Origin of the sequence: Bacillus capparidis, from assembly GCF_017832095.1 — a bacterium.
Lineage (GTDB): Bacteria > Bacillota > Bacilli > Bacillales > Bacillaceae > Bacillus > Bacillus gobiensis.
The window spans coordinates 1,117,019-1,133,601 of the sequence record NZ_JAFDST010000001.1 but is presented as its reverse complement, the minus strand read 5'-3'; the positions used below and the strand labels follow the sequence as shown (position 1 = coordinate 1,133,601).

Annotated in this window: 17 protein-coding genes and 1 pseudogene; 16 read left to right on the top strand and 2 right to left on the bottom strand. The window is 39.7% G+C overall.

What is annotated here, in order from left to right; translation table 11 throughout:
* Positions 1–99 precede the first annotated feature (99 nt).
* The 9 genes and pseudogenes from JOC74_RS05740 to JOC74_RS24255 all read left to right on the top strand — a co-directional run bounded on the left by JOC74_RS05740 (position 100) and on the right by JOC74_RS24255 (position 9,356).
* Positions 100–2,223: a peptidoglycan D,D-transpeptidase FtsI family protein gene (locus tag JOC74_RS05740; RefSeq protein WP_082363878.1), complete on the top strand. Its 2,124-nt coding sequence runs from the start codon at positions 100–102 to the stop codon at positions 2,221–2,223.
* Positions 2,224–2,400: 177 nt separating this feature from the next.
* Positions 2,401–3,318: a phosphate ABC transporter substrate-binding protein gene (locus JOC74_RS05735; RefSeq protein ID WP_053606039.1), complete on the top strand. Its 918-nt coding sequence runs from the start codon at positions 2,401–2,403 to the stop codon at positions 3,316–3,318.
* A 73-nt stretch (positions 3,319–3,391) separates the two neighbouring features.
* Positions 3,392–4,318 carry a phosphate ABC transporter permease subunit PstC gene (gene pstC, locus JOC74_RS05730; protein WP_053603395.1) on the top strand — a complete coding sequence of 309 codons (927 nt, stop codon included), beginning with the start codon at positions 3,392–3,394 and terminating at the stop codon, positions 4,316–4,318.
* Positions 4,318–5,205 carry a phosphate ABC transporter permease PstA gene (pstA, locus tag JOC74_RS05725; protein ID WP_053603394.1) on the top strand — a complete coding sequence of 296 codons (888 nt, stop codon included), beginning with the start codon at positions 4,318–4,320 and terminating at the stop codon, positions 5,203–5,205. The genes pstC and pstA overlap by 1 nt, the downstream gene beginning before the upstream one ends.
* Positions 5,206–5,226: 21 nt before the next feature.
* Positions 5,227–6,045: a phosphate ABC transporter ATP-binding protein PstB gene (gene pstB / locus JOC74_RS05720; protein ID WP_053603393.1), complete on the top strand. Its 819-nt coding sequence runs from the start codon at positions 5,227–5,229 to the stop codon at positions 6,043–6,045.
* An 11-nt stretch (positions 6,046–6,056) separates the two neighbouring features.
* A complete protein-coding gene (gene pstB / locus JOC74_RS05715) occupies positions 6,057–6,839 on the top strand; it encodes a phosphate ABC transporter ATP-binding protein PstB (protein ID WP_053603392.1) in 783 nt (260 codons plus the stop codon).
* A 20-nt stretch (positions 6,840–6,859) separates the two neighbouring features.
* On the top strand, positions 6,860–7,522 hold the full coding sequence (gene phoU, locus JOC74_RS05710) for a phosphate signaling complex protein PhoU (protein ID WP_053603391.1): 663 nt from the start codon (positions 6,860–6,862) through the stop codon (positions 7,520–7,522).
* Positions 7,523–7,616: 94 nt separating this feature from the next.
* Positions 7,617–8,417: pseudogene (locus JOC74_RS24260) on the top strand (HAMP domain-containing protein); the annotation flags it as partial.
* Positions 8,418–8,789: 372 nt separating this feature from the next.
* Positions 8,790–9,356 carry a methyl-accepting chemotaxis protein gene (locus tag JOC74_RS24255; protein WP_376773350.1) on the top strand — a complete coding sequence of 189 codons (567 nt, stop codon included), beginning with the start codon at positions 8,790–8,792 and terminating at the stop codon, positions 9,354–9,356.
* 137 nt (positions 9,357–9,493) lie between these two features.
* On the opposite strand, the gene JOC74_RS05700 is transcribed toward JOC74_RS24255, so the two are convergent.
* Together JOC74_RS05700 and JOC74_RS05695 are read right to left on the bottom strand one after the other, a co-directional pair.
* Positions 9,494–9,979, bottom strand: coding sequence for a hypothetical protein (locus tag JOC74_RS05700; protein WP_053603389.1), 486 nt, complete (start codon positions 9,977–9,979; stop codon positions 9,494–9,496).
* Positions 9,976–10,329: a hypothetical protein gene (locus JOC74_RS05695; RefSeq protein WP_053603388.1), complete on the bottom strand. Its 354-nt coding sequence runs from the start codon at positions 10,327–10,329 to the stop codon at positions 9,976–9,978. Before JOC74_RS05695 ends, JOC74_RS05700 begins: the two co-directional genes overlap by 4 nt.
* Before the next feature lie 242 nt (positions 10,330–10,571).
* Between JOC74_RS05695 and rpmG the strand changes: the two genes are divergently transcribed.
* From rpmG to JOC74_RS05660, 7 genes are all read left to right on the top strand, one after another.
* On the top strand, positions 10,572–10,721 hold the full coding sequence (rpmG, locus tag JOC74_RS05690; RefSeq protein ID WP_082363875.1) for a 50S ribosomal protein L33: 150 nt from the start codon (positions 10,572–10,574) through the stop codon (positions 10,719–10,721).
* A 54-nt stretch (positions 10,722–10,775) separates the two neighbouring features.
* On the top strand, positions 10,776–11,342 hold the full coding sequence (locus JOC74_RS05685; RefSeq protein WP_148564322.1) for a 5-formyltetrahydrofolate cyclo-ligase: 567 nt from the start codon (positions 10,776–10,778) through the stop codon (positions 11,340–11,342).
* A gap of 45 nt (positions 11,343–11,387) precedes the next feature.
* A complete protein-coding gene (yqgO, locus tag JOC74_RS05680) occupies positions 11,388–11,561 on the top strand; it encodes a protein YqgO (RefSeq protein WP_098945214.1) in 174 nt (57 codons plus the stop codon).
* 138 nt (positions 11,562–11,699) lie between these two features.
* Positions 11,700–12,875 carry a rhomboid family intramembrane serine protease gene (locus JOC74_RS05675; protein WP_053603386.1) on the top strand — a complete coding sequence of 392 codons (1,176 nt, stop codon included), beginning with the start codon at positions 11,700–11,702 and terminating at the stop codon, positions 12,873–12,875.
* Positions 12,876–13,029: 154 nt separating this feature from the next.
* Positions 13,030–13,224 (top strand): YqgQ family protein, encoded by a 195-nt coding sequence (locus JOC74_RS05670; protein WP_053603385.1) that lies wholly within the window; start codon positions 13,030–13,032, stop codon positions 13,222–13,224.
* A 34-nt stretch (positions 13,225–13,258) separates the two neighbouring features.
* Positions 13,259–14,254: an ROK family glucokinase gene (locus tag JOC74_RS05665; RefSeq protein WP_053603384.1), complete on the top strand. Its 996-nt coding sequence runs from the start codon at positions 13,259–13,261 to the stop codon at positions 14,252–14,254.
* A gap of 386 nt (positions 14,255–14,640) precedes the next feature.
* Positions 14,641–16,539 carry an LTA synthase family protein gene (locus JOC74_RS05660; protein WP_053603383.1) on the top strand — a complete coding sequence of 633 codons (1,899 nt, stop codon included), beginning with the start codon at positions 14,641–14,643 and terminating at the stop codon, positions 16,537–16,539.
* The last annotated feature ends 44 nt before the right edge of the window (positions 16,540–16,583 follow it).

Genomic DNA, 16,583 nt, shown 5'->3' with positions numbered 1-16,583 from the left:
ATTGTAGAATAATGTCTAAAGGCACTTTATTATTAATCAGATAAGGTGTCTTTTCTTACGCATGTATTGAAGTTAAATATAGACTAGGTGATGGAAGATATGAATAAGAAAACGTATAAAAAAATAATGCCGATTCGTTTGCATTTGTTATTTCTTTTTGCCTTTATCATTTTTACTGGTGTGATTATCAGGCTGGGAATTGTACAAATCGTTTATGGTCAAGACTATACCAACGAAGTAGAAAAGCAAGAAGACGTCGATGTAAGCAATTCAGTCCCAAGAGGAAAAATCTATGACCGGAATTTTAATACGATGGTCGGAAATTCTCCACTTAATGCGATTACATACACGAGAAGTGCCAGTACGACACAGGAAGAGCGGTTGGAAGTTGCAAAAAAGCTGTCAAAAATGATTAAACTCGGTACCGATAAAATAACAGAACGGGATAAAAAGGACTATTGGATTTTGACTAACTCGGAGAAAGCGAAATCACTTATTACGAGTGAAGACCGGCAAAAGCTAGAGGACGGAAAGATCGCTGAAGAAGACCTGTATCAGCTTCAGCTGGAACGCATAACCGAAGAAAAATTAAGTGAACTGACAGATGAGGACTTGAAGGTTCTTGCGATCAAAAGACAAATGGATCAAGGATATCCTTTGAATCCGCAGTTTATAAAAAATAAAGATGTGACAACAGAGGAGCTGGCATACGTCAGCGAACATTTAGATGAGCTTCCCGGAGTAAACGTAACGAAGGATTGGGACCGGGAATATCCAAACAAGGATCTGCTTAGATCTCTTCTTGGACAAGTGTCAAAGACCAATGAAGGCCTTCCGCAAAGCCTGCTTGATCACTACCTTTCTCTGGGCTACAGCAGAAATGACAGGGTTGGGAAAAGCTATCTCGAATTGCAATATGAAAATGTTCTTCAAGGACAAAAAGAAAAAATAAAAAATGTAACAGATCGTTCGGGAAATGTGGTTGATTCCCAAGTTATCAATCAAGGAAAAGCAGGCAAGGATCTTATCTTAACGATTGACATTGATATGCAAAAAGAAGTGGAAGCGATTATTGAAGATGAGCTCAGGAAAGCAAAGCAAAAGCCGGGTACTGCCTTATTAGACCGGGCGTTTGTCGTCATGACGGATCCGAAAAATGGAGACTTGATATCCATTGCCGGCAAACAAGTAAAGAATAAAAACGGCAAGCTTGCTTTCGATGATTATGCTCTTGGTGCGATGACTTCATCATACGCCATGGGATCATCCGTTAAAGGAGCGACGGTTCTAACGGGTTATGAAACAGGCGCCATTCAACCAGGGACAATTCAAACGGATGAACCACTCTATATTAAAGGGTCGCCTCCGAAAAAATCGGTAACGACAATGGGTCCGGTAAATGATTTAACCGCACTTATGAGATCATCAAATGTATACATGTTCAAGACTGCGATAGAGATAGGAAATGGTACGTATAAAAGAAGTGAACCGCTCTCGATCGATCCAAAAGCGTTTAACACGTTCAGGTATTATTTTAACCAGTTTGGCCTCGGCGTAAAAACTGGAATCGATCTTCCGAACGAAGCTGCAGGGCTAAAAGGGGCTAAAACGGACCCCGGGTTCCTGCTTGACTTATCGATCGGGCAGTATGATACGTATACACCGCTGCAAATGGCACAATATGTGTCTACGATTGCAAATGGAGGGTATCGAATGCAGCCCCATCTTGTAAAAGAAATACGGGAGCCTAATCCAGATAAAGGGATCGGAAGCGTTATTGATTCAGTTGACCCAAAAACATTAAACAGAATCGATATGAGCGACAGCGAAATCAAACGGGTTCAGCAAGGATTCAAGCTTGTCATGCAGGGGCCAAACGGCACTGCAAGCTCTCAATTTTCATCAAAGAGCTATAATCCTGCCGGAAAAACGGGAACTGCCCAAGCATTTTACGATGGCCCGAATAAAGATAAATTTTTAACTCCGACTTACAACACAACTCTCGTTGGCTATGCTCCGGCTGATAATCCGGAAGTCGCATTTTCAGTCGTGGTTCCATGGGCTTATGAGGATTATTCAGACAAGCATTCAATCACAAATAATATTGGCGAACGAATTCTTGATAAATATTTCGAATTAAAATCGAAACAAAGTAAAGAAAATACGGCAAATAAAAATTTGGATAAAATTGAAGATGAAGCAAACACTCAATTAAACGAATAAAGAAGGAAGCGCCCTGGAATGACAGGGCGCTTTTTTGTAAATACTATCCCAATAAAATGCAAAATTCGACGTGGATTTACAAAACCTTAACAATTGGTTCAAACAGGCTTAATAATGAAAAGTTACCCTATTCCCTGTAGGACAAATTTCACAAATCATGTAGGGGGAATTATGGAAATGAAGAACTTCAAGGGTATAGCACTACTGTTTCTCATGTCTGCAATCCTAGTATTTGCAGCGGCATGCGGAAACTCAAATGAAGGTGGAAATGCTGAAGATAGCGGAAGCGGAAATGAAACTTCTGGAGAAGCTTCAGGATCTCTTTCAATTTCCGGCTCATCTGCTATGCAACCATTAGTACTGGCTGCCGCTGAAAAGTTCATGGAAGAAAATCCGGAAGCTGATATTCAAGTACAAGCTGGCGGTTCTGGAACAGGTCTTTCACAAGTCGCAGAAGGTTCAGTACAAATTGGAAACTCTGACGTTTTCGCTGAAGAAAAAGAAGGAGTTCCTGCAAACGAACTAAAGGATCATCAAGTAGCAGTTGTAGGAATGACCGCTGCAGTTAACCCTGAAGTTGGCATTAAAGATATTTCTTTGGACAACCTTAAAAAAGTTTTTACAGGTGAAATTAAAAACTGGAAAGAGCTTGGCGGAAAAGATCAAAAAATCGTTCTTGTCAACCGTCCTGATTCTTCTGGTACTCGTGCTACTTTTGTTAAATATGCACTTGGCGGAGCAACACCTGCAGAAGGAATCACTGAGGATTCTTCAAACACTGTTAAAAAGCTTATCGGAGAAACTGATGGCGCGATCGGATATCTTGCTTTCTCTTACTTAACAGATGATAAAGTTACATCTCTTTCAATTGACGGCGTTGAACCAACTGTTGAAAATGTACAAAAAGGCGACTTCCCAATCTGGGCTTACCAGCATTCATATACGAAAGGCGAGCCTGACGGATTAGCGAAAACGTTCCTTGAATATTTACAAAGTGATGAAATTCAAAATTCTATCGTTACTGACCAAGGATATATTCCAGCCACAAAAATGGAAGTTCAACGTGATGCAGAAGGCAAGCAAACAGATAAATAATTGCCTCTGATAAATTGTAGGGAAAGTGGTCACCTGACGCTTTCCCTATTACGATGTTATAGGAGTGTAAAAAATGGCAAAAAAATTAGAAGAACTTTCTGCTAGAGAAAGATTAATACATTCTAAACAAAATCGAAAAATGGATGAGGTTCGGGGAAGGATTCTCGTTACTGCGTGCGCTCTTATAATGATATCAGCCACAATCGCAATAACAATCTTTCTCGGAACGAAGGGTTTGCAATCTTTTCTTGTAAATGGTGTTAGCGTTGGGGAATTTTTAACTAGCTTACAATGGAATCCTGTAAATGAAAGCCCTGAGTACGGAGCATTCCCGTTTATCTTTGGCTCTTTTGCAGTAACTATTCTTTCTGCACTTGTTGCTGCACCTCTTGGAATCGGCGGGGCAATATTCATGACAGAGATCGCTCCGTCTTGGGGAAAAAAGATTCTGCAGCCGGTTATTGAACTGCTTGTCGGTATCCCTTCGGTTGTTTACGGGTTCATCGGGCTTACCGTATTGGTGCCGTTTATCGCTCAATACAAATCGGGGCCGGGACATAGCTTGCTTGCTGGAACGATCGTTCTTTCCGTAATGATCCTGCCGACCATTACGTCTATTTCGACCGACGCCATCTCTTCCTTGCCGAAAAGCTTGCGTGAGGGCTCTTACGCGCTAGGGGCAACACGATGGCAAACGATTCGCAAGGTATTGATTCCAGCAGCGCTTCCTACCTTGCTTACTGCAGTCGTACTTGGTATGGCCAGAGCATTTGGCGAGGCACTAGCAGTGCAAATGGTTATCGGAAATTCAAGAAATCTACCGGAAAGCTTGCTCGATACGGCAGCTACATTAACGACTATTATTACATTGAATATGGGGCATACCACATACGGAAGCGTAGAAAACAATACGCTCTGGTCCATGGGGCTTGTTCTGTTAATTATGTCCTTCCTATTTATTCTCTTTATTCGTTATCTGTCAGCTAGGAGGAAAATCTAATGAACAGCAAAGTAACCGACCGGATTGCAACAGGTGTCTTTGGTGTTATTGCCGGAATTATTGTTGCTCTTTTAATTGGCTTATTTTCTTATATCATTTTTAATGGTATTACTCATATATCTTTAGACTTTTTGACAACCAGATCAAGTGCAGTTGCATCAGGCGGAGGAATTCGGGATCAGCTGTTTAACTCGTTTTATATTCTGTTGATCACCATGATCATTACGATACCGCTTGGAGTAGGCGGAGGCGTCTATATGGCAGAATATGCACCTGCAAATAAACTGACTGATTTTGTCCGCACGTGTATAGAAGTGCTGGCTTCATTGCCCTCGATTGTTATTGGCATGTTCGGTTTGCTTATGTTTGTAAATTTAACTGGATGGGGATATACGATAATAGGGGGGGCACTCGCTTTAACCGTATTTAACCTGCCAGTTATGGTTCGTGTAACAGAGGATGCGATTCGTTCGGTTCCAAAGGACCAAAAGGAAGCTTCACTTGCGCTCGGTGTATCAAAATGGCACACGATCAAAACCGTATTGATTCCTGGCGCGATTCCTTCTATTATCACCGGTGCAATCTTAGCTTCGGGGAGAGTATTTGGAGAAGCGGCAGCCTTGCTTTTCACAGCTGGTTTGACGACACCTAGACTGAATTTTGAAAACTGGAACCCTTTTTCCTACACATCGCCGCTTAACATTTTCAGACCGGCTGAAACGTTAGCAGTACACATTTGGAATGTCAATACGCAAGGGATCATCCCAGATGCAGAAGCCATTTCAAATGGCGCAGCAGCTGTGCTTGTTATTTCTGTATTGATTTTTAATCTCGCAGCCAGATGGCTTGGATCGTATATCCATAAGAAATTAACGGCAACGAAATAGAAAGGATAGGTGAATCCATAAATGGCTCAAATATCTGCATTAAACAGGATAAAGGAATCTGAAGCAGAACCTGAAAACGCTGTGAAAGAACATGTATTACAAGTAAAAGATTTAGATATATATTATGGGGAAAAACGGGCAGTAAATAGTATTTCTTTTGATATAGAGAAAAACGCCATTACTGCTTTGATTGGACCTTCCGGATGTGGAAAATCTACGTTTCTTAGAAGCGTTAACCGAATGAACGACCTCATCCCCGGCTCTAGGTTCGATGGTCAAATTATTTATGAAGGAATTAACATTCTTGACAGTAAAATTAATGTCGTCAATTTAAGAAGAGAAATCGGCATGGTTTTTCAAAAGCCAAATCCATTTCCAAAATCAATATACAACAACATTACGCACGGATTGAAATATTCAGGCATTCGCAAGAAATCTGTTTTGGATGACATCGTTGAAGAAAGCTTAACAAAAGCTGCATTATGGAATGAAGTTAAGGATCGTCTCAAAGAATCTGCGCTTTCCCTTTCAGGCGGACAGCAGCAGCGTCTATGCATTGCCCGTACATTAGCAATGAAGCCGACAGTCATGCTTCTTGATGAACCCGCTTCTGCCCTTGACCCGATTTCTAATAGTAAAATTGAGGATCTTTTGATTGAGCTGAAAAAGGATTATTCGATTGTCATCGTGACGCATAATATGCAGCAGGCTTCAAGGATTTCTGATAAAACTGCCTTTTTCCTAAACGGTGATTTAGTAGAATATGCAAACACAGAGAAAATATTTACTAATCCGGCCGAGAAGAAAACAGAAGAATATATTACTGGCAGATTTGGATAGGAGGAAAGAGAATGAGTGCGGTAGCTGAAGGGATACAAACTCAGGAAGTCTTTCAAATGAACGACTTGAATTTATGGTACGGTGATAATCACGCATTAAAAAACATAAACTTTTCTATCCGCAAAAATGAAGTAACCGCAATTATCGGGCCTTCAGGCTGCGGGAAATCTACGTTTATTAAGACATTAAACCTTATGATTAACATGGTGCCGGGGGTTAGAATGTCCGGTGAAATTGTTTACCAGGGAAATAACATTTTACAATCTAAAATTGATTTGGTGGAACTTAGAAAAAATGTAGGCATGGTGTTTCAAAAAGGTAACCCTTTCCCCCAGTCAATTTTTGACAATGTTGCGTATGGCCCTCGCATCCATGGAATTAAAAGCAAGTCTAAGCTAAAAGAGCTTGTTGAGAAGTCATTGATTGACGTTGCTCTGTGGGATGAAGTGAAAGACCGTTTGGATGCTCCTGCGCTTGGTCTTTCCGGAGGACAGCAGCAAAGGCTTTGCATCGCTCGGGCTCTGGCGACTACTCCTGAAGTAGTGCTAATGGATGAACCGACTTCTGCGTTGGATCCCATTTCCACACTGAAAATTGAAGAGCTTATACTTGATCTGAAGAAAAAGTACACGATTGCAGTTGTAACACACAACATGCAGCAGGCAGCAAGGGTTTCTGACCGTACCGCATTTTTTTTAATGGGAGAATTAGTTGAAATCAATCAAACCGATAAAATCTTCTCAAATCCAGAGGATCAAAAAACAGAGGACTATATATCCGGCAGGTTTGGATAAGTCATACAAGGGGGATGTAGATGCAAGTTCGAAAGAGTTTTGACGAAGAGCTTCAAAGCTTAAAAAAAGAACTGCTTAGAATGACTGAATTTGCCCAAGAAATGCTTGATTTATCAGTAATGGCACTAAAAAATCAAGACATTGAGCTGGCGGAAAAGGTCGTGAAGAAAGATCAATTTCTCAATGAACAAGAAACAGATTTGAATAACCATGCAGTTACATTGATTGCAAAGCAAGCTCCTGTAGCTTCGGATCTCAGACAGTTGATTGCAGCGATCAAGATTTCTTCAGAGGTCGAAAGAATCGGTGACCTTGCAGTTAATATTGCAAAATCGACCATACGAATCGGAAACAAGGAAACGCTTATCAAACCGATTGTGGATATACCGAAAATGATTGATATTGTAAAATCGATGCTTACTGATGCGATTCTTTCCTATCGAAACAATAATACTATTCAAGCAAGAAACGTCGCAGAAGCTGATGATAAGGTGGACGCTTACCATAAAAAATTGATTGATGAACTGATGAAATTAATGACAGTACATCCGCAGTATACGTCGCAGATTTTACAGCTCTCTTTTATTTGCAGATATGTTGAAAGAATCGGTGACCACATTACGAATATTTCCGAACATGTTATTTTTGTGGATACAGGCATCCAATATGATTTGAATAATTAAAGCCCTGAATTTCTTTTCAGGGCTTGTATTTTTGCTTTGTTTATAGTTCATATGACCTAGTAGATATTACATATATAAGCGGGAGGAACTATTCATGGCCGGAATTTGGAGCAAATTAAAAACAAATCCTTTAACAACATTGACTGCATGGAGCGGGTTGTCCTTTACAAAGAAAATTATTGTTTCATACTTGATTACGATCAGCCTGACCATATTTGCCGCATTGGTTGCTGCCGTATATTTGTCCCAGCTAATTAAAGATGTGAAAGAAATGGATATTAGCAGTGAGCGATCGGTCCTAGTGACTGAAATCGGGTCAATGATTCGCGCCAAGGATGCAAAGCTTTCAGATTACATTACATTCAAAGAGGAGCAGTACGTTCAGGAATTTCGTACATATCGCAATCAGCTGAAACAATCTCTTGATGATATTAAAAAAAATGATAAAAACTATCAACAACAAGTCGATCAGTTGATAAAAAATAATGACAAAATGGATGAACTCTTTGTCAATACGGTCATGCCTTCAGTATTAAGGCTCGATGAGGATATTTACACACAAGCAAGAGACGAAACGGCAAAACTCAGAGACGAGAATCTTGACCTGCTGCATACGATTAGAGAATCGATAAACAACGAAAGAGAGATTTCTTCAGAAAAAGCAGAATGCGGAGCTGCAACTTCATTGACAGTTCTTATCGTTTCAATCATATTTGCCATTATTTTAAGCGGTGTGCCGCTATGGATCATTTTAAGTGGAATCAAACGGAATCTTAAACAAATGGTGCATTTGTCAGATGAAGTCGCAAAAGGAAATCTATCTGTAGATCCGGTCATCCCGCATACGAAGGATGAACTTGGGTTGCTTGCAGCAAGCAGCAATCAGATGGCTGAAAGTTTAAAACAAATGGTATTGCAAATAACGGCTGCTTCAGCTGAGATTTCGGACCAATCAGACTTACTGGCCGCACATTCCGGAGATGTCCAGAAAACAAGCGCAGTTATTTCTGAGACCATGGAAGGGATGTCTGAAAACATGGAGCAGCAAAGCGGCTATCTAGGGAATATGCTTGAAGAATTTACGACTTTTAATGAAGAGGTGAAAAACGTAAGCGGATCAGGAGAATCTTTACACCAATCTTCCGTGCGTATGCTTTCAAGCACGAAGGATGGATTTTCTGTTGTAACGGCTCTTTCACAGCAAATGAAGCAAATGTACAGTACAGTAAAAATGGCTCATGACCAGGTGAACAACTTGAATGCCGAGATGGTAAAAGTGTCAAAGCTGGGACGAGCCATTCAGGCGATTGCTGAACAAACGAATCTTCTTGCACTAAATGCTGCGATTGAGGCGGCAAGAGCAGGTGAGAGCGGCAGAGGATTTACGGTCGTGGCGAATGAAGTCAGAAAGCTGTCGGCTAAAGTCGATGAATCCGTTAAAGAAATTACAGCGATTTCAGCCAGCGTTCAGGAAAACAGCGAAAAGGTATCTTCTTTGCTTCAAACAAGCTATAAGGAAGTAAGTACAGGAGCAATCCAGATGGACGAGGTTGGTATCCGATTTGAAAAAATAAAAGAAGAAACAGAAGGAATGGGAGAACACATTGACGAAATCTCATCTGTGCTTAAGCATACAACGGAGCGCAGTGAAATAATTATGGGCTGGCTTCAGCACATTGCTTCAGCCTCAGCTGAATTTTCATCTGGGACAAACCAAACTGCTGCATCAATTTATACGCAAAATCAAGAAATCGGCCATATTTTTAAGCAAATTCAAGAGTTAAAACAGCAATCTACTCTTCTTTCACAGAGCGTAAAAAAGTTTTTAATTTAAAAAATATATTTTTTTAAATGCGATTATATGATTCCTATTTTCAACTTAAAACAGTATGAGTGTCTCTATTAGAAAATAGTCAAAATCTCGTACTAACATATTATGTACAAAAAAACAGGCTGAATCTCAGCCTGTTTTTAACGTGTCAGAACGTTTACTATCTGTTTAAAGCCCATACCGTATTTTAATTCAAAATCACCTGCACGTACCTTAGTATGGTAGCCGCCGTCGATCACATAGTCGTTAAAATCTCTTGCGGAAGGGATGAGTCCGTCTTTTTCAAGTTGATTCGAGACGTCAGCAGAACTCATTCCGTCTTGAATGGTCAACTTGTAATTTCCTTCTTTTTTAGAAGTTTCTTTTTCGGCAGGCTTCTCTTGTTCAGCCTTATCAGCTTGCTTTAATGCCTCTTCTTTTGAAGTAAGAAGCTTCTCATAGTCATTCCGTTTCAGTGACACCAATTTATTGGCTTCTAAGTACGACTTCACTTGGTTTTCTGTGATCTCTGCCTCATCTTTGGAAGCATCAGCTTTTTCATCAGGTGAAAAATAAAATGTTCCTGCAAGCACTGAAGTAGCAAGAATCATTCCTCCAGCAAACGCCTGTAATCCTCTTTTGGTCATACGAGAACCCTCTCATTGTCTTTAATAATTGCGCGAACATCTTCGACTGAAACATGTTCAGCTCTTGAAATGGCTTCTACGGACATGCCGTTGTTGTATTTCGAAATAATTTGTTTGACCGTATGCTGATCAATGTGGCTAACGTTCGTTTTGCCAGCAACGAAATTGGTATCTAGCAGCTCTTCTTCAAGGACGGTCATTTTCTTCTTTAACTTGTAAATTTCCTGCATAGCTGAAAGCTGTAATGTTTCTACTTCCTGCTCCACATCCTTGATTGAGTCTCTTTGAAAATATGATAGTGCGATTAGCACGATACTGGCAATAAATAATACGGCAATAGCAATTTCCACTTTCTTCACCTTCACTTTTTATTAGTGTCTGTATTTTTTATACCATAAAACCCCCCATTTCAAAAGGAAAATTGCAAAAAAAAGCGATAAAATGTTGAAAAATATTTTATTATGTAATAAAGTGAAATCAACTGTGAAAAAATCGTTCTTTTATAATAATTCAACTGGCGTTTCATGCCTGTAAGTGGTATTATAGGAGAGTCTGATTCCATAAAATGAATGATTAGTTTGGAGGGAAAATAATGCGCGTAAACATAACTCTGGCTTGCACTGAATGCGGCGAGCGTAACTATATTTCTAAAAAGAACAAACGCAACAATCCAGATCGTGTAGAATTTAAAAAGTATTGTCCACGTGAAAAAAAATCAACTTTACACCGTGAAACAAAATAACAGCAGGAGATTTCCTGTTGTTTTTTTTATTCAACAAAAGAGGCGGGGAATCGCTTGAAAAAAGAACTGAGAAGGCAAATGCTGCAAAAGCTGAGTGAAATGCATGCAGTGAAGAAAGAATGGCAAATCAACAACATTCATCAAGCCCTTTTTGAAACCCCAGAATGGGCAGCTGCAAAAACAATCGCAATAACGGTTTCGATTAAATGGGAGATACCAACGGAATTAATTATTGAGAAGGCATGGGAGGAAGGGAAAATTGTAGGAGTGCCGAAATGCGATCCTCGAACAAACGAAATGCAATTCAGGCAGATCAAACAATTTGGCCAGGTAAAAAAAACATATGGGAATTTGTATGAACCATTAGTAGATGAGACAGAAATGATGGAAAAAAGCACAATTGATTTGATGGTTGTTCCCGGTATTTGTTTTGGGAGAAACGGATTTCGAATCGGGTATGGAGGAGGCTATTTTGACCGGTATTTGGTTAACTTCAGCGGAAGAACGCTTTCACTCGCCTATTCATTTCAAGTTATTCCCGAAGTCCCTCATTTCCCGCATGATATCCCAGTAGAGCAAATTGTGACAGAAAAAGAAATTATTCATTGCCCTGCAGAATAAATAATCGGCTAGTAAGACAGGATACGTATAGGAGGGATTTCTAAAATGAAAAAACTTTTGTTTATCCTGATATGCGCAGCTGTACTTTCAATCCTTGTCGATAACCGCTACAGAGTTCTTAATGTGGTTTTAGGGCAAGACAAGCTCAGACATTACTTCATTCATTCAATTATGAAAATTCCTTTTATTCGAAACCGATTTATTGAACAGGCACTATAGTTTCTAAAAGTCGCTCAGGTTATCTGGGCGGTTTTTTTATTACTTAAAACCCATGAACGAAAAGGATAATGGCTGTTAGCTGAGAATCATATGAAATACTGGTATAATGAAGTAAAATTTACTTGGAGCGTTAGACGTATGTATTCATTTCAGAATGTGTATTGGAATTTAGTATTAAAGCTTATCGAGAAGCAGTATGATCTAGTAAGCATGTCGTTAGACACAGAAGAAATCTGGCTGCAGCCTTCTTATAATTCTTCTTTTGATTTCATTCGTTTTAACAGAAGAGATGTCGATTTCAGTCAAGAGGTAGAAAGAGAAACAGAGATTCAGATGCAGAAGCTGGAGCAATTGCGAATGAGGATAAATAAGAAATCCATCCGTTTGCTTAATGTCCATTTTACTGCTCAACCGCCGGTAAATGATAGGAATGATATCCCTTTTTCCGTTTCTGAGACTAAGAATGTGGAAGTGGTTACTTTTTTAGTTCACCCATTGTCACTACAAGAGAATGCCGAAAGACTAGGATCTGCGTTAAATATTAGCTTTGGCCCGCTTGATCCTTCTTATGAGGCTGTTACATATGATCAGGTGATGGATACAAGGAATCAAGTTATGCAAACCGCAAAGCATAAGGAAGCGGAAAGATCCAAGCAGGCAGAAATGTTTCAGTATGGGAAACCATATGTAACGTACTTTTTTGCCGGCGTGCAAGTTTTACTCTTTATTCTTCTGGAAGCTGCTGGGGGGAGTACCAATACTCAGACACTAATTGAATTTGGGGCAAAGGAAAACTCGCTGCTTGCCGCAGGAGAGTGGTGGAGATTAATTACGCCGATTGTGCTGCATATCGGCATGACACATCTGCTGTTTAATACCGTCGCATTGATTTCTGTCGGAGGAACTGCAGAAAGAATCTATGGTTCTGGACGATTTTTGTTTATATATTTGGCAGCCGGAATATTCGGAAGTATTGGCAGTTTTCTTTTTAGCCCTTTTCCTTCTGCCGGTGCATCCGGCGCGATTTTTGGCTGCATGGGAGCTTTGCTGTACCTCGTATTTCAGAACAGACAGCTCTTTTTTAAATCAATTGGAATGAATATATTAGTTCTTATTGGAATAAACGCAGGTATCGGCTTCTTTGTTCCGAATATCGACAATGCCGGCCATTTTGGCGGACTGATCGGCGGTTTTCTTGCGGCTGCTGCAGTAGGAATGCCAAAGAGAACCAATTTGCCGCTTCAAGGTGCGGCGTTTCTCATCGCCGTAATTTTAGGTGCAGGTGCATTTTTATACGGAATCTATACGTATTGAGAGACGTTTTGACTAAAAAAACGAGCAAGTTTTTCCAGAGTCCTGCATAGGATTTTTTATGAATAAAGACTTAGGCAAGCTTTACCTTGACGAATCAATAGATTGTTTATACGCTAGTACTGTAATAAAGTAATTTCAAAAAGTATGGTGTAGCATGAAAACTTTATATGATGTCCAAGCTTTTCTTCGGCGCTTTGGAACCTATGTATACTTTGGCGACCGAAAAGCAGAGCTGGAGTTTATGCTTGGAGAACTAATTGAACTGTATGCAGATGAGATGATGACACGAGAGGATTTTTTAACAGCGACTATGCTCGTGAAAAAAGAACTCGCTGCCATCTCTAAATAAAAATTCAGAAATGAACAGGTAAAGGTGATATGGAATGAATGACAGCTGGTTAGTAGGTGTTGATTTAGGCGGCACCACAATAAAAATTGCTTTTGTTGACTTTGAAGGTACAATTCAATACAAATGGGAAATCCCCACCGATAAAAGCGGGGAAACGATAGTTGCAGATATTGCGCAGGCTATTGATGATAAACTTTCTGAGATTAATCAGTCCAAAAGAAAGCTGTGTGCTCTAGGGATGGGTGCGCCTGGTCCAGTGGATTATAATTCGGGAATCATCTATGAAACTGTTAATCTTGGATGGAAAAACTATCCGCTACAAGAACATTTACATACGGAAACAGGTTTACCGGCTGCTGTTGAAAACGATGCCAATATCGCAGCGTTGGGAGAAATGTGGAAAGGTGCAGGAAATGGTGCCAACGACCTAATTTTGGTCACTTTAGGTACGGGAGTTGGTGGAGGAATTATCGTTAATGGTGAAGTGGTTCATGGCATAAATGGAGCTGGCGGAGAAATTGGTCATATATGTTCTTTGCCGAGCGGCGGAGCACTTTGCAATTGCGGCAAAACCGGCTGCATCGAAACAATAGCATCTGCTACTGGAATCGTACGTATAGCGTTAGAGAAACTAAAAGAGCACGGTGATCAGCCTTCACTGCTAAGAAAACATTCATTTATTACTGCCAGAGAAGTGTTTGAAGCTGCTAAGGCAGGAGATGAGCTGGCAATGGAAGTAATAGAGTATGTTACTGGACATTTGGGACTTGTATTGGGCCACCTTGGAAGCGCATTAAACCCTTCTCAAATAGTGATCGGCGGCGGGGTTTCAAAAGCTGGAGAACTGCTGCGCAGCAAGCTTGAAAAAGCCTATAAAAAATATGCTTTTCCTCGTGCAGCCAATTCTGCAGAAATTTCTATTGCTGAACTTGGAAACGACGCAGGTGTTATCGGGGGCGCATGGATTGCAAGAAACCTCTATTTGCAAAACCAACAATTGAATGTTATTTCTCGCCTGAACGCTGAGTAAGTTACTTTCTTGGGAGAAATGAGTTAATTGCATATACACAGGGGAAATAAACTGACTTATTAAAATTGGATCAGACCGGAGATCAGTGGAGGAATATTTTCAAAAGGCTAAACATCTTTTGAATAAAACCTCCACTGTTTAGCGTTTCAAAATATAGGTCTAAAGATTTGATTTTCCTTTAACGAAAAAAACATGAAACTTTAACCAGTTTAACTCGTCTTACTATCGGAACAAGTCAAGAAGATTTCAGTTCAGTGACAAAACTCGTAATTCGTTGATTTGTTGTAAAAAATGGATTAAGATTTGGTTTAGATTTCTGTTTTTTTGTTAAAAATCAGAGGCACACGTTTAAATGCGAGTTGTTTGTTGCATTAGGAGGCATGCGAATGCGAAGAGGATCATTTTCAAAAATTTCTTTCTTGGTACTTGCTACTATTTTCATGTGGCTTAAAACCTATATTATTTATAAAACAAGCTTTAACATTAAAATTGAAAATATCACACAAGAGTTTATTTTATTTATTAATCCGTTAAGCTTTTTGCTATTTATATTTGGCATAGGGTTGTTTTTTAAAGAAAAGAACAGAAACCGGTATATTCTTGCTGCAAGCTTTTTTGTCACATTCATTCTGATGGCAAATGTGATATTTTATCGTTTTTACGATGACTTTTTAACAATTCCTGTTTTGTTTCAGACTAGCAACATGGGAGATTTGGGAAGCAGCATTACGAGCTTGTTTGAAATAAGCGATTTATTCATGGTGCTGGATCTTCTGATTTTACTTTGGCTGTACAAGTCAAACCCTAAGTTTAAAACGGATTTAAGGGCAACTAGAAAAGAGAAGACGGCTTATTTTCTTCTTGTCGCTGCTGTTTTCTTTTTTAATTTGGGAATTGCCGAAGCGGAAAGACCGCAGTTATTAACAAGATCCTTTGACCGGGAAATGCTTGTAAAAAACATCAGCGTTTTTAATTTTCACCTCTATGATGCCATGCTTCAATCAAAGCAATCTGCACAACGTGCTCTGGCTGACAGCAATAGCCTGACTGAGATTCAAAACTATGTGGATGCAAACCGTGTTGATCCAAATGAAGAGTTGGCCGGAATCGCAAAAGGCAGAAACGTAATTGCGATTTCTCTTGAATCAACTCAGAGCTTCGTCGTGAATAAAAAATTGAATGGCAAAGAAATCACTCCTTATCTTAATGATTTAATAAAGGAAAGCTACAACTTTACGAATTTCTACCATCAAACGGGCCAGGGAAAAACGTCTGATTCTGAATTTATCGTAGACAATTCATTGTATCCGTTAGGAAGAGGCGCTGTTTTCTTTACAAATCCGGGGAATAAGTACATGGCATCTCCTGATATATTTAAGGAGAATGGCTATTATTCTTCAGTTATGCATGCCAACAACAAAAGCTTTTGGAACAGGGATCTCGTCTATGATTCTTTCGGCTATGACAAATTTTTCGATCTCGACAGCTACAATGTCAATGAAGATAACTCGATAGGATGGGGGCTGAAAGACAAAGAGTTTTTTGAACAATCTGTTGAGTTAATGAAAGAAATGCCTCAGCCGTTTTATACACGTTTGATTACGTTAACGAATCATTTTCCATTTGAACTCGGAGAAGAAGATAAAATGATTGATGAGTATGATTCCAGCAGTAGGACATTAAATCGTTATTTCCCTACTGTACGTTATCAGGACGAAGCATTAAAACGATTTATCGAAAAGCTGAAAGAAGACGGTTTATATGAAAATTCGATTATTGTACTCTATGGGGATCACTACGGAATTTCTGAGAATCATAATGAAGCAATGGGGCAGTTTTTAGGTAAGGAAATTACCCCTTTTGAAGAAACGCAGCTGCAGAAAGTCCCATTTGTCGTTCATATTCCAGGCATTACGGATAAAGGTCCGAAAACAATTGAAAAAGTCGGTGGTCAAATTGACATCCGGCCTACGATCATGAATCTATTAGGAATTAATACAGAAGATCAGATTCAATTCGGCAACGACTTGTTGTCTAAGGAAAAACAAGATTTAACCGTGTTAAGAGATGGCAGCTTTATCACGAAGGATCGACTATACACAGATGGAGTCTGCTATGATAAAGCAACTGGCGAGCCGATTGACGAGGAACCCGAAGGATGCGAGCCATTCATCGAAAAAGCGAAACAGGAGCTTTCTTATTCTGATGAAATTGTTTACGGCGACCTCCTGCGATTCTATAAAGAAAACAAAATAGTGGATGGTTCAAAGCCGGACGGACAGTGAAGCTTCTGCCCTAAAAATGGGCAGGAGCTTTTTATAATTGGGGA

Bases quoted from the DNA above. Each gene is read 5' to 3' on its own strand.
- JOC74_RS05740 (WP_082363878.1), top strand. From the start codon at position 100: ATGAATAAGAAAACGTATAAAAAAATAATGCCGATTCGTTTGCATTTG.
- JOC74_RS05735 (WP_053606039.1), top strand. From the start codon at position 2,401: ATGAAGAACTTCAAGGGTATAGCACTACTGTTTCTCATGTCTGCAATC.
- pstC (WP_053603395.1), top strand. From the start codon at position 3,392: ATGGCAAAAAAATTAGAAGAACTTTCTGCTAGAGAAAGATTAATACAT.
- pstA (WP_053603394.1), top strand. From the start codon at position 4,318: ATGAACAGCAAAGTAACCGACCGGATTGCAACAGGTGTCTTTGGTGTT.
- pstB (WP_053603393.1), top strand. From the start codon at position 5,227: ATGGCTCAAATATCTGCATTAAACAGGATAAAGGAATCTGAAGCAGAA.
- pstB (WP_053603392.1), top strand. From the start codon at position 6,057: ATGAGTGCGGTAGCTGAAGGGATACAAACTCAGGAAGTCTTTCAAATG.
- phoU (WP_053603391.1), top strand. From the start codon at position 6,860: ATGCAAGTTCGAAAGAGTTTTGACGAAGAGCTTCAAAGCTTAAAAAAA.
- JOC74_RS24255 (WP_376773350.1), top strand. From the start codon at position 8,790: ATGGTAAAAGTGTCAAAGCTGGGACGAGCCATTCAGGCGATTGCTGAA.
- JOC74_RS05700 (WP_053603389.1), bottom strand. From the start codon at position 9,979: ATGACCAAAAGAGGATTACAGGCGTTTGCTGGAGGAATGATTCTTGCT.
- rpmG (WP_082363875.1), top strand. From the start codon at position 10,572: ATGCGCGTAAACATAACTCTGGCTTGCACTGAATGCGGCGAGCGTAAC.
- yqgO (WP_098945214.1), top strand. From the start codon at position 11,388: ATGAAAAAACTTTTGTTTATCCTGATATGCGCAGCTGTACTTTCAATC.
- JOC74_RS05675 (WP_053603386.1), top strand. From the start codon at position 11,700: ATGTATTCATTTCAGAATGTGTATTGGAATTTAGTATTAAAGCTTATC.
- JOC74_RS05670 (WP_053603385.1), top strand. From the start codon at position 13,030: ATGAAAACTTTATATGATGTCCAAGCTTTTCTTCGGCGCTTTGGAACC.
- JOC74_RS05665 (WP_053603384.1), top strand. From the start codon at position 13,259: ATGAATGACAGCTGGTTAGTAGGTGTTGATTTAGGCGGCACCACAATA.
- JOC74_RS05660 (WP_053603383.1), top strand. From the start codon at position 14,641: ATGCGAAGAGGATCATTTTCAAAAATTTCTTTCTTGGTACTTGCTACT.